Annotated in this window: 15 protein-coding genes; 2 read left to right on the top strand and 13 right to left on the bottom strand. The window is 64.2% G+C overall.

The window, feature by feature from the left end:
• Positions 1-102: 102 nt before the first annotated feature.
• The 12 genes from FJ946_RS30425 to FJ946_RS30370 all read right to left on the bottom strand — a co-directional run bounded on the left by FJ946_RS30425 (position 103) and on the right by FJ946_RS30370 (position 9,571).
• Entirely contained in the window at positions 103-741 is a 639-nt protein-coding gene (locus tag FJ946_RS30425; protein ID WP_140568185.1) for a hypothetical protein, read from the bottom strand.
• 108 nt (positions 742-849) lie between these two features.
• Complete coding sequence (gene ykgO / locus FJ946_RS30420) at positions 850-975, bottom strand: type B 50S ribosomal protein L36 (protein WP_125004464.1); 126 nt, start codon at positions 973-975, stop codon at positions 850-852.
• Between the two features lie 274 nt (positions 976-1,249).
• Positions 1,250-2,326 carry a 5-(carboxyamino)imidazole ribonucleotide synthase gene (locus tag FJ946_RS30415; protein ID WP_140500470.1) on the bottom strand — a complete coding sequence of 359 codons (1,077 nt, stop codon included), beginning with the start codon at positions 2,324-2,326 and terminating at the stop codon, positions 1,250-1,252.
• Positions 2,323-2,820: a 5-(carboxyamino)imidazole ribonucleotide mutase gene (purE, locus tag FJ946_RS30410; RefSeq protein WP_140517590.1), complete on the bottom strand. Its 498-nt coding sequence runs from the start codon at positions 2,818-2,820 to the stop codon at positions 2,323-2,325. Before purE ends, FJ946_RS30415 begins: the two co-directional genes overlap by 4 nt.
• A 94-nt stretch (positions 2,821-2,914) precedes the next feature.
• Positions 2,915-3,811 (bottom strand): anti-sigma factor, encoded by an 897-nt coding sequence (locus tag FJ946_RS30405; RefSeq protein ID WP_140517591.1) that lies wholly within the window; start codon positions 3,809-3,811, stop codon positions 2,915-2,917.
• Positions 3,808-4,347 carry a sigma-70 family RNA polymerase sigma factor gene (locus FJ946_RS30400; protein ID WP_140500476.1) on the bottom strand — a complete coding sequence of 180 codons (540 nt, stop codon included), beginning with the start codon at positions 4,345-4,347 and terminating at the stop codon, positions 3,808-3,810. The genes FJ946_RS30405 and FJ946_RS30400 overlap by 4 nt, the downstream gene beginning before the upstream one ends.
• A gap of 407 nt (positions 4,348-4,754) precedes the next feature.
• Positions 4,755-5,960, bottom strand: coding sequence for an aminotransferase class V-fold PLP-dependent enzyme (locus tag FJ946_RS30395; RefSeq protein WP_140558860.1), 1,206 nt, complete (start codon positions 5,958-5,960; stop codon positions 4,755-4,757).
• A gap of 24 nt (positions 5,961-5,984) precedes the next feature.
• Positions 5,985-6,446: a RidA family protein gene (locus tag FJ946_RS30390; RefSeq protein ID WP_140525749.1), complete on the bottom strand. Its 462-nt coding sequence runs from the start codon at positions 6,444-6,446 to the stop codon at positions 5,985-5,987.
• 38 nt (positions 6,447-6,484) lie between these two features.
• A complete protein-coding gene (locus FJ946_RS30385; protein ID WP_140568184.1) occupies positions 6,485-7,279 on the bottom strand; it encodes an amino acid ABC transporter ATP-binding protein in 795 nt (264 codons plus the stop codon).
• A 2-nt stretch (positions 7,280-7,281) separates the two neighbouring features.
• Positions 7,282-7,932 (bottom strand): amino acid ABC transporter permease, encoded by a 651-nt coding sequence (locus tag FJ946_RS30380; RefSeq protein WP_140500483.1) that lies wholly within the window; start codon positions 7,930-7,932, stop codon positions 7,282-7,284.
• A gap of 1 nt (position 7,933) precedes the next feature.
• Complete coding sequence (locus FJ946_RS30375) at positions 7,934-8,599, bottom strand: amino acid ABC transporter permease (protein ID WP_140500485.1); 666 nt, start codon at positions 8,597-8,599, stop codon at positions 7,934-7,936.
• A gap of 90 nt (positions 8,600-8,689) precedes the next feature.
• On the bottom strand, positions 8,690-9,571 hold the full coding sequence (locus FJ946_RS30370; RefSeq protein WP_140500486.1) for a transporter substrate-binding domain-containing protein: 882 nt from the start codon (positions 9,569-9,571) through the stop codon (positions 8,690-8,692).
• A gap of 129 nt (positions 9,572-9,700) precedes the next feature.
• Between FJ946_RS30370 and FJ946_RS30365 the strand changes: the two genes are divergently transcribed.
• The gene (locus FJ946_RS30365; RefSeq protein WP_140558863.1) at positions 9,701-10,495 is read left to right on the top strand and encodes an IclR family transcriptional regulator; all 795 of its coding nucleotides are present in this window, start codon (positions 9,701-9,703) and stop codon (positions 10,493-10,495) included.
• A 2-nt stretch (positions 10,496-10,497) separates the two neighbouring features.
• On the opposite strand, the gene FJ946_RS30360 is transcribed toward FJ946_RS30365, so the two are convergent.
• Positions 10,498-10,701 carry a YdcH family protein gene (locus FJ946_RS30360; RefSeq protein ID WP_140568183.1) on the bottom strand — a complete coding sequence of 68 codons (204 nt, stop codon included), beginning with the start codon at positions 10,699-10,701 and terminating at the stop codon, positions 10,498-10,500.
• A 240-nt stretch (positions 10,702-10,941) separates the two neighbouring features.
• Between FJ946_RS30360 and FJ946_RS30355 the strand changes: the two genes are divergently transcribed.
• Complete coding sequence (locus FJ946_RS30355) at positions 10,942-11,121, top strand: YdcH family protein (protein ID WP_097571999.1); 180 nt, start codon at positions 10,942-10,944, stop codon at positions 11,119-11,121.
• Positions 11,122-11,384 lie beyond the last annotated feature (263 nt).

The following is an 11,384-nucleotide window of genomic DNA, read 5'->3' as shown; positions in this document are numbered from 1 at the left end:
TAGGGGAGTAGGGGAGTAGGGGAGTAGGGGAGTAGGGCAAGTATTTCCGGGCGATCTCTTTCCTACTGCCTTACTGCCCTATTTCCCTACTGCCTTAAAATATCAAATGCCTTCGCCGGCGAGCTCTTCCGAAAGCGTGCCGACCTGGTCCTGGGCGCTGCGCAGCATCGGGTAGATGGCGAGCACCTTCTGCCAGGCCTCGAGCGCCGATTGCTTGCGTCCGGTCACGGTCATGATCTGTGCCAGGCCCGACAGCGCGCCGAAATGGCGTGGTTCGAGTTGCAGCGTATGGTCGATGTCGGACATCGACTTGCCGTAGTTCTTCATCATGAAATGCACCGTGGCGCGCCGGTTCCAGCCCTCGGCATAGGCCGGCTGCAAGGTGACCACCTGGTCGAGGAAATCGAGCGCTACGTCGAATTTCTGGTTCTCGAGCGCCTTCTGCGACCATTGCATCATCAGGTCGATCGAGGCGCTGCCCGACTGGGACCATTCGCTCCAGATGATGCCGGCGATACGCTCTGCCGCCTTTTCGTTGCGCTCGCGCTTGAGATCGGCAAACAGCTTGTCGAGGCGGGCTTCCCTGTTCATTGCGGGAGGCGCGGCTTGCGGCACTGGCTGGGCATCCGGAGGCGCCGGCTCCGGGGCCGCTTGCACCACCGCCCGATCATCGGCCCGCGCCGGCAACGAGACGGCGCTGCAAAAGAGAAGGACCGTCAAAAATGCAAAAAGAATCCGCATCGCCCGAATCTAGTCCCGGGCGGCGGAACGTCAAACTGATTTTAGCGTGAACGGCCGGCGGACCGACGATAAACACCAACTGCGGAGGCAAAAGCCTCGCGACGAAGCTCAGCCCTGGCGCGCCTTATAGCGGGGGGCGGTCTTGTTGATGATGTAGACGCGGCCCTTGCGGCGAACCAGACGGTTGTCGCGATGACGCGCCTTCAGCGCCTTGAGCGAATTCTTGATCTTCATGGTCTTGCCTGTCGGTGTGGACCCGGTCCGGGTCGAAATTTTAAGGCGCGCCAGAAGACGCGCCTTTGAACTGTGGGTGGCTCATAAACGAGGAGCCTTGTCCGTGTCAACCGCAAGCATGCCCGGTAGCGGAGATGAATGCCCGGTGTCGTCAAATATCCGCAATCGGCCAATGGCTCGGCACCGGCTGGTATGATGTGGTGGTCGCCACGTGACTTGAGAACGCCATGCGCCGAGTTTTCCTGCCCGGTAGCTCGCGGCGTCGAGATTGCTGTCAGGCGCGGCGGCTGATCCGGGTGAAATGGCCCATCTTGCGGCCGGGCCGCGCTGCGGCCTTGCCGTAGAGATGCAGCATCAGGTCGGGCTCCGCCAGCAATTCCGGAACGCGCGAGATATTGTCGCCGATCAGGTTCTCCATCACGCAGTCGGAATGGTGTCGCGGGTCGCCGAGCGGCAGGCCGGCCACGGCGCGGATATGCTGCTCGAACTGCGAAACGGTGCAGGCGGCTTCCGTCCAGTGGCCTGAATTGTGGACGCGCGGCGCGATCTCGTTGGCCAGCAGCGAGCCATCGGCCAGCACGAAGAACTCGACGCCGATGACGCCGACATAGTCGAGCGCCGACAGGATCTTCACCGCCGCTGTCCGGGCCGCCTCGGCTGTCCGGGGCGCGATCGCGGCCGGCACGGTCGATGTGTGGAGAATGCCGTTGCGGTGGACGTTCTCGGCCGGATCGTAGGCGGCGACGACGCCATCGATGCCGCGCGCGGCGATGACGGAGACTTCGCGCTCAAAGGAAACGAAGGCCTCGAGGACCAGCGGCACGCTGCCCATGGCCTCGCAGGTGCCGGCGAAGCCGCCGGCTTGCATGTCACGGAAGACGCGCTGGCCCTTGCCGTCATAGCCCATGCGCCGCGTCTTCAATATGCCGCTGCCGCCAAAGGATTTCAGCGCTGCGGTCAGCTCGCCGTCATTGTCGACCGCGCGGAAATCCGCCGTGGCAATGCCGATGCCGTTGAGAAATGTCTTTTCGGTCACCCGGTCCTGCGCCACATCAAGCGCGCGCGCAGGTGGATAGACCGGCACCTTTGCGGCGAGCGCCTCGGCGGCGGCAACCGGAACGTTCTCGAATTCATAGGTGACGACGGCACTTGCCTCGGCCAATTCGGCAAGCGCGGCGGGGTCATCGTAGGCGGCCGTGACCTGACGGTTGGCGACCTGTGCCGCGGGGCAATCCGGCTGCGGCTCCAGCACCACGGTGCGGTAGCCGAGGCGAGCGGCCGCCATTGCCAGCATGCGGCCGAGCTGGCCGCCGCCGATGATGCCGATGGTCGATCCGGCGGGCAGGCTCATTGCGTGTCCGTGGGTTCGGCCGCGACCTTGGCGGTCTGTGAGGCGCGCCAGGCATCGAGCCGCCCGGCAAGCTTGTCGTCGTTGAGCGCCAGCACGGCGGCAGCCAATAGGGCTGCATTGGCAGCACCGGCCTTGCCGATGGCCAGCGTCCCCACCGGAATGCCGGCCGGCATCTGGACGATGGACAGCAGCGAATCCTGTCCCGACAGGGCTTTGGATTCCACCGGCACGCCGAACACCGGCAGCGGTGTCATCGCCGCCGTCATGCCGGGCAGGTGCGCCGCACCGCCCGCACCGGCGATGATGACCTTGTAGCCGGCGGCCTTGGCGCCCTTGGCGAAGGCATAGAGCCGGTCGGGGGTGCGGTGCGCCGAGACGATCAGCCGTTTGTGCGGGATGCCAAGCGCCTCCAGTGTCTCGGCGGCATGGCGCATGGTCGCCCAGTCGGACTGGCTGCCCATGATAATGGCGACGTCGGCGCGTTGATCGTCCAAGCTTCTGCTCCCGGCGACAAAGGCGCGCCTTAGCGGAATTCGGCGGCGGCGGCAAGGATGCGGGGCATTGCCGGTGTCCGGCCGGGAAATCGGCCTATGCCGCAGCCTTGCGGAAGCGGGCGACGAAATCGTCGAGTTCGGGCCGCTCCATGTCGGAGATCGCCCAGTAGGAGAAGGCGCCGTCGCTCCACTGCACCAGCGAAAAGCCGCCCGAGGAAAGATCGTCAGGCTCGCTGACCTTGCCGCCCTGCTGCGGTTCGGCGACCAGCGTGATCAGATGCTCGCGGTGGCGGTAGACAAGTGCCGGCACCGGGCGGCCGGAAATCACCTCGACCCGGCCGCCGATCAGCGCAAAACCGTCCTTGGCAAGATCCGGTGCCGGCGGCGACACGCCGATCCGGGCGTCGAGCCAGGGTTTTACCGTGTGGCGGTCCGACGAGACGATATCGATCGGGCTGGCGGCAAGCAGGCTGCGGCGATGGCCGCTGGCGACCGCCGCGGCGAAGCTGTCGGACGCGCCGTTGACCATCACCCATTGCGTTGCCCCGCTGGCCAGCACCGCGCTGATCATGATCGAGGCGGCAAGAGCGCGCCAGTCGAACGAACCGAAGCGGCGCGCTCGACTTGGCGACAGCCGCGTATCGGCGTTTCGCCTCTGGCCTCTCCCGCCCGGGGCAAGCACCCCCGGGAGCGCCGGCCGGCCCTGCTGCGGCTTGGCCGTTTCGCCTGACTCCGGCTGCGCGGTGGCCGCAGTGCCAATGGCCGCGATGCGCGCGCGAAAGGCGTCGCCGACATCTGGGCGCGGCAGGCGGCTGACCGCGCCCCGCAAGGCCACGATGCGGGCATGCTCCGAGGCAAGCCGCGGATCGGCCGCAATGCGCCGCTCCACCGCAAGCGCGGCCGCTGCATCAAGTTCGCCATCGACGAGGGCGTGGATCATCAGCCTGATGCCTTCCGGATCATTGGGCAGTCCATCGTCATGCATGGTCATGGCGCTCTCCCCAGGTCAGACATAAGCAGGCTCCGCGCGCGAGCCAGCCTGGACATCACCGTGCCCATCGGCACGCCGAGCATGGCCGCTATCTCGCGATAGCTGAGGCCGCTGATGTCGCGCAGCACAAGCGTCTCGCGAAACGGCTGCGGCAGGGCTGCTATCGCCGTTTCAAGCGCCACCGTGTCGGCCTTGGCGATCAGGCTTGCCTCCGGACCATATTCGTCCGGCACGCTGATGCCGTGTGCCGCCGCCATCTCGTCGAGATCGCCGAGATCACCGACGGCCAACATGCCGCGCGGCCGGTTGCGCGACATCCAGGTATAGGCGGTGTTGCGCACGATGGTCAGCAGCCAGGCGCGGGCATTGCCGCCGGCATAGCCTGATATGCCCGCATGCGCCTTTATGCAGGCGTCCTGCACGACGTCCTCGGCATCGGCGCCATTGCCGGTCAACCAGCGGGCAAGCGCCAGCGCGTCACCGAGATGAGGCAGCACCACCTCGCTGAAGCGCTCGGCTCCGGCCTTCTCGCTCAAAGCAGCACCATCCGATACTCCACGAGGAACAGGCCGTGCGCTTTCAAGCAATACCGGCGGTCTCGCCCCGCCCGTGCGGGCGAAACCCTCGGCAACAGGCAAAGCCGCCTGCCGTGGCGAAAGTGAAGTCATCTGCGTCACCAGTGTCAAGCGCAATGGGAAAGCCGTGCGTCATGGAAGAGAGAGGCCGGCTAAGGTCATGCGCCCCAGCACATGGCGGCCGCCAACGCCGCGGCCATGTTCGCTGTCGTTTTCATAATGACGGGCATGCCGATCTCCTCAACGCCTGTAGCGGCCTATGTCGAGGAGACCCGTTGCAGCCGAGATTTATTCCCGCCGCGTACGCATCCGGCTGTTCACGGTCGCGTGATCAGCCGGTGCTTTGGGTTCGTTGGTCCGCCTGGCGCTCAATCAGGCCAGCGCAAGGCGCCGGAAGAGTCCTTACGGGCAATCTTCATGGCGTCGGCGGGCCGGTCCTTCGCGGTTAACAGGGCGCGCAGCCGTTCGGCGACGATTTCCGCCTCTCCGGGATGAAGATTGCAGGGGTCGAGGAAGAAATGGCCGCGTTCGACCTCGTGATTGCGCACGATGATGGGCGGCGATCCACCGGCAAGCGCCGAGGCAAGGCCGGCGGCGGTGAAGCGGCTTTCCGGCAGCACGAAGACCTGCAGGCGGTCGAGCGGGTTGGAGGTCGGGTCGGGAATGATCTCCGCGCCAATGCCCGGGATACCCTGCAGAGCATCCTTCCAAAGGTTGAGGGCGGCCTCTTCGCGCCGGCGGATGCCGGCGTGGTCGCGCTTCTCCCATGCCTCGAGCGCGGCCATGGTGCCGGCGATGCTTTCCTTGCCGACCTTCATGGCGCGGGCGACGCCGCGGTTCTGTAGATAGGCGGCGCGCACCAGATCCTTGCGTCCGGTGACGATGCCGCTGGTCGGGCCGCTCAGGAATTTGTGGCCGCTGTAGATGACGATGTCGGCGCCACGCGCCAGGAAGCCGCGCAGGTCATATTCGGAAGCCGCGTCGACGATCACCGGCACGCCCCTGGCGTGGCAGATTTCGCAGAATTCCTCCAGCGACAGCATGCCGTACTGCACGGTGTGATGCGCGACGACATAGAGCCCTGCCGCCGTGCGGTCGTTGATCGCGTCGCGGACATGATAGTCCTGCGTGACGCTGACCGTGCCGGCGGGCACCACCTTGGCGCCGGCGACGCGGACCGACTGGTCGATCGGGGCGCCGTAGTTGACGATGTGGCCAAGCTGGATGATCACCTCCGACTTGAGGTCGCCGGTGTCGTCCGGCAGGCGTTCGATGGCGAGCAGGTTGGTTCCCGTCATCGCGCCGGCGATCGCCATGGTGATGCCGCTGGCACAGCAGGCGGTGATGAAGCCGGCCTCGCCACCGGTGAGGCGCGCGACGACGGCGCTTGCGGCGCGCTGCAGATCGTCCATTTCCACCCATTGCGATGCCATTTCAGACATGGCGCTGATCGCTTCAGGCACGATGATCGACGCGCCGAGCGCCGTCATCGTGCCGGAGACGTTGATGATCGGGCGAAGGCCGAGCCGTTCGCGGATCGTGGTGTTGGAGCCGGTGTCTGAATATGTTTTCATGTGAGCAATCCCGTGGATGACAGATCAGGCAGCGATCTCGACGACCGCTTCGATTTCGACGGTGATGTTTCCCGGCAAGGAGCCGACGCCGATCGCCGAGCGGGCATGCCCGCCGATCGTGGCGAAAACGTCGGCGAAAAGATCGGAGCAGCCATTCACCACTTTGGGGTGGTCGCTGAAGGTCGGCGTGGCGTTGACGAAGCCGAGCAGCTTGACGACGCGCACGATGCGGCCGAGATCGCCGGCGGCAGCATGCATGACGGCAAGCAGGTTGAGGCCGGTGAGGCGGGCATGCTGATAAGCCTCCTCCACCGTCACATCCTCGCCCACCTTCCCGGTGCAGAGCGAGCCGTCGGCCCGCAGCGGTCCCTGGCCGGACAGGAAGATCAGCCGGCCGCTCTCGGCATGGGTAACGAAGTTGGCGATGGGCGTCGGCGGCTCGGGCAATGTGAGGCCGAGTTCGGCGAGCCTGGTGTAAGGCGTCATGGAAGAAGGCTCCTTGGGATGGTGTCAACCATCCAATGTCAGAAATGCGAGGCGCGGAAGCGCGCCAGGAAATTGCGCAGACGCTCATTCTCGGCGTCTGCTGCGAGAATCTCCTTCGGCGGGCCGACCGCGCCGACGCTGCCATCGGCCATGAAGACGATGCGGCTCGAGGCGTCGCGGGCAAAGGCCATCTCATGCGTGACCATCACCATCGTCATGCCGTCCTCGGCGAGGCTGCGCACCACTTCAAGCACCTCGCCGACGAGTTCCGGATCGAGGGCGGAGGTTATCTCGTCGAGCAGCAGGATTTTCGGCCCCATGGCCACGGCGCGCGCAATTCCGACGCGCTGCTGCTGGCCGCCGGAGAGCTCCGCCGGCAGGCTGTCGGCCTTATGGGCAAGACCGACGCGGCCGAGCCAGTGTTCGGCAATCGTGCGCGCCTCCACGGTGCTTTTGCCGCGCACCTTGGTGAGGCCGAGCATGATGTTGCCGGCGGCGGTGAGATGCGGAAACAGGTTGAAGCTCTGGAACACCATGCCGGTCTCGGCGCGCATCGCGGCAAGGTCGCGTTCGCTGCGGCGCTGGCGGGCTCCGGTTTCTCGGAAGCCGACCTCCTTGCCGTCGATGCGGATGGACCCGCTGTCATAGCTCTCCAGGAAGTTGGCGCAGCGCAGCAGCGTGGTCTTGCCGCTGCCCGAGGGCCCGATGACCGTCACCACCTCGCCGCGCGCCACGCGCAGGCTGACCGAGCGCAGGACCTGGACGGCGCCAAAGGATTTGGACACATCGCGGATGTCGAGAAGGGCCGGGGCATCGTTCGAGCTTGTGGACATTGCTATTCCCGGATGAAGGAGAAACGCCGCTCCAGCCGCCGGCTGGCAAGCGAAAGCGCATAGTTGACGGCGAAGTAGATGAGGGCGCCAAGGATGTAGAGCGGCATGGCCTCATAGGTGCGGCCGATGACCTGGTTGATGGCCTGCATGAGATCGGTGATGCCGAGCAGGGAGACCAGCGCGCTGCCCTTGACCGCGTCGGTGACGCCATTGATCCAGGGCGGCAGGAAACGCCTGAACGCTTGCGGAAAGATGACATGGGCCAGCCGCTGGCGGAAGGTCAGGCCGATCGCCATTGCCGCCTCCGATTGTCCCTTCGGGATGGAGCCGACGGCGCCCCGGAGATATTCGACGACCTGGGCTGTCTTGAACAAGGTCAGCGCCAGCACGGCAGCCCAGAAGGACGGCAGGTGAAGCCCGACGGCCGGCATCCCGTAGTAGACGAAGAAGATGAGCACCAGGATCGGTATGCCGCGAATAGTGTCGCTGAAGATGCGCACCGCCCAGCGCGCCGGCGCCGGGCCATAGACCAGGCCGACGCCAAGGACGACACCGGCGACGAGCGAGAACGTCACGACCAGCAGCGACACCCAAAGCGTCAGCGCAAAACCCTGAGCCAGGAAAGGCAAGGCGTAGGCGATCTGGCCAAGCATGCTAGTGCACCACCTTGAACCATCGTTCGACGAGCCGGAGCGCGTAAAGCAGGGCGTAGCCGGTCAGCAGATACATCGCCGTCACGACGAGATAGACCTCGACGATGCGGAAGGTGTTGAAGTTGATCCATTGCGCGCCGAAGGTCAGTTCGGGCACCGAGATGACCGAAGCGACGGAGGTGTCCTTGAACAGCGATATGAAAGTGTTGGAAAGCGCCGGCAGCGTGATGCGCAGCATGGTCGGCAGGCGCACATGGAGCAGCCTTTGCCAGGGCGTCAGGCCGATCGCCTTGCCGGCGTCTAGCTGGCCGCGCGGCACCGCTTCGAGACCGGAGCGGAACACCTCGACCAGATAGGCGCCGCTGTAGAGCGCCAGCGTGGCGACGAACGAGGTTTGCGCGCTGTAGGCGATGTCGACCACGGTCGGCAGACCGTAGAAGACGAGATAGACGAGCAGGATCAGCGGCACGTTTCGGATGAATTCGACATAGGCGGCAATGATGCCGCGCACCATGCGTCCGGCCGACACGTACCAGACCGCCAGGACCAGACCGATGACGATGCCGATGGCGATCGAGATGACGGCGAGCTCCAGGCTGAGCAGCAGACCGCCCCACAGCTTGTCGAAATGCCGCCAGATCAGGTTGAAATTGAGCGCATAACCCATGCGTCGGCCTCAGTGCTCCCGATGTGACGCAAAGCTGGCCGCGTCGCCAGGAAAAAAGGCGGAAGGGTCGGCGCCCTTCCGCCGATGACGTCAGATAACCGGGAAGCCGGGGTGGCGCGCCGGCGGCTCCTGCCCGAAATAGTCCTTGAACGCGGCGTCATAGAGCGCCGTTTCATGGCCGAACATGGCGATGGTGAAGGTCTGGTTGACGAAGGTCAGCCAATCGAGATCGCCTTGCCGGAGCGCCGCGCCATAAAGCATCGAGTACCAGCTCTTGCCGGCATCGAAGTATTTGTCCGGATTGCGCGAGGCGAGCCAGCGCACGGTGGAGAGGTCGACGGCAGCGGCATCGGCACGCTTGGATTCCAATGCCTGCAGCACGTTGGCCTGTGTATCGATCTGCATCACCTGCGCCTCCGGCAAGGCAAAATGCACCGAAGATTCGGCGTCGACATTCTGCAGGATGGAAACGCGCGTCGCGGAGCCTGCGGCAAGCAGCTTGTCGAAGGTCTTGTTCTCGGCGCCGGGCAAAGTCAGCAAGGCGACGCCCTCGACGTAGTAAGGCCTGGAGAAGTTGATCAGCTGCGAGCGCTGCGCGGTCATGGTCATGAACTGGATGGTGATGTCGACCTTGTTCGTCGTCACGTTCGGAATGCGCTGCGCCGGGTCCTGCATGACAAACTCGACCTTGGCCGGGTCATCGAACAAGCCCTTTGCCAGGATGCGCCCCATGGTGATGTCCATGCCGACGAGTTCGCCGGCATCGTTCTCGAAATGCCATGGCGCATTGGTGCTTCCGGTGCCGACAATCAATTTGCCGCGCTCCAGCACGGTGCGTAGCAAGCTATCGGGCGCAGCCTGCGCCGCCGCCTTCTGGACGTCGACCGTTGCCGCCGCGCTCATGACGCCGGCCGTTGCCAGTCCGGCCATGCCCAGTTTCAGAAAATCACGCCTTTTGGATGTGTCGTCCACAGCGACCTCCTTTCGTGTTGTGTTCCCCTACGCACAGGCAATACGCGCACCCGGATCGTTACAGAAATTGTCTCTTACAAGGGACGAGTGTATCCTGTACAAGACAGATACTAACATCAGGAATCGACAATGCAAGATGGCAGCGCCTTGGCGGTCTCAGCGGACGCAAAGATTTCGGTCTCTCGGGAGAAGGGCCTCAACCGGGTGCTCCAGATTCTGGAGTTCCTTCATTCGACGCAGCGCGCCATCGGTATCGGCGACCTCGCCAAGGGGGTCAACGCGCCGCGTTCGACCACCTACACACTGGTGCGATCGCTGGTCGATGCGGGCCTCCTGGAGATGGCCGGCGACGGCAACCGCGTCTATTTCGGTAAGAAGCTCTATCTCTATGGAATGGATTATGTGCGCGGCAACGACCTCTTGAGGCGAGGACGCCAGGAGGTCGACAACCTGTCGCGCGAGACCGGTGAGACCTCCGAACTGTGCATGCTGCAGAGCGGCCGCTACACGATCGTCCACTCGAGCCCGGGCACCCGGCCGTTCCGCATCAGCTCCGCCACCGGATTGCAGATTCCGCTGCCCTGGACCGCGTCAGGCAGGCTGCTGCTCGCCGGCCTCGAACAGGCCCGGATCGAAGCCATGATATCGGAAGACGACCTTATGCTGCCCGATGGCCGCAGATTGCGGCTGGACGATTTCATCGCCGACATAGCGACGGCGCGAGCCACCGGCTATTGCATCACTTCGGGGCTCGTCGACGCCTATACGAAATGCCTCGCCGCGCCGGTGTTTTCAGCACCCGGCACCGTCGAGGCGACGATGTGCCTGGTGGTGCCCATCGACACATCGCAGGAGAAGACAGGCGAACTCCTGGCCCTGTTGCGCGAACGCGCGGCGCGGCTTTCGATCGCGGCCTGGACCTGAAGTCAGGCGATGATGTCCGGGATGATCCTGTCTTCCAGCTTCATCAGCCGATCCTTCAGCGCAAGCTTCTTCTTCTTCATGCGCTGGATCTGCAGCGGGTCGCAGTTCATGGCGACCATCGCATTGATCGCGGCGTCGAAATCGGCGTGTTCCTGCTTCAGCCGGGAAAATTCGAGGCGAATATCGGCCTGTTCCTGATCGGACATTCTCTACCGTCTGCACGTCTGCGGCGCCCAAAGCTGGGCCTGATTGGGCGGGGGGTGGCACTCTCTGCCACCGGCGCGCAGCCCATATCACATTTCACGTTGTCGTGGAATGCTACCACGGATCATTCGACATCGCTGCGCGAAGGTGGCACACTGTCATTGTGCCGTCACAGAGCGAGCCTGCGGTGGACGCGCCTTTGGCGGCTGCAATCGAGGAAATCATGAAAGGGAGAACCAATCATGTCTCTTGCATCCCATCTTGATGAGTTGCAGCGGAAACACGGCGACATCGAACGCGAGCTCGATGACGCGATGAATCACCCGTCGGTGGACGACCTGGAAATCGTGAATCTCAAGCGACGCAAGCTGGCAATCAAGGACGAGATTGAAAAACTGAGGGCCAAACCCACGACGCATTGATGCCCCACTGACATAACCGCTCACCATTCGGGTCTTTCCTGCCGGCGGCAATTGCCGCCGGACTGGTGGTTTTGATCTTCGATTTCAGGTCGACCATCACAGATATTCGTACCAGGCAGAGGCCGTCCGACTTCCTAGTCCCAGGACGAGTAGGGGCGAAGCTCGTCGCGGCTCCCCTTTACCATAACTGACCGAAGAGTGCAGCGGAGCAGAATTCCGCCTTGCCGCGGCGCTCTGAGGTCAGGGCTTGGATTCTGGGACTG

This window comes from Mesorhizobium sp. B2-4-7, assembly GCF_006442685.1.
Taxonomy (GTDB): Bacteria; Pseudomonadota; Alphaproteobacteria; order Rhizobiales; family Rhizobiaceae; genus Mesorhizobium.
This window is presented reverse-complemented; position numbering and strand designations above follow the sequence as displayed.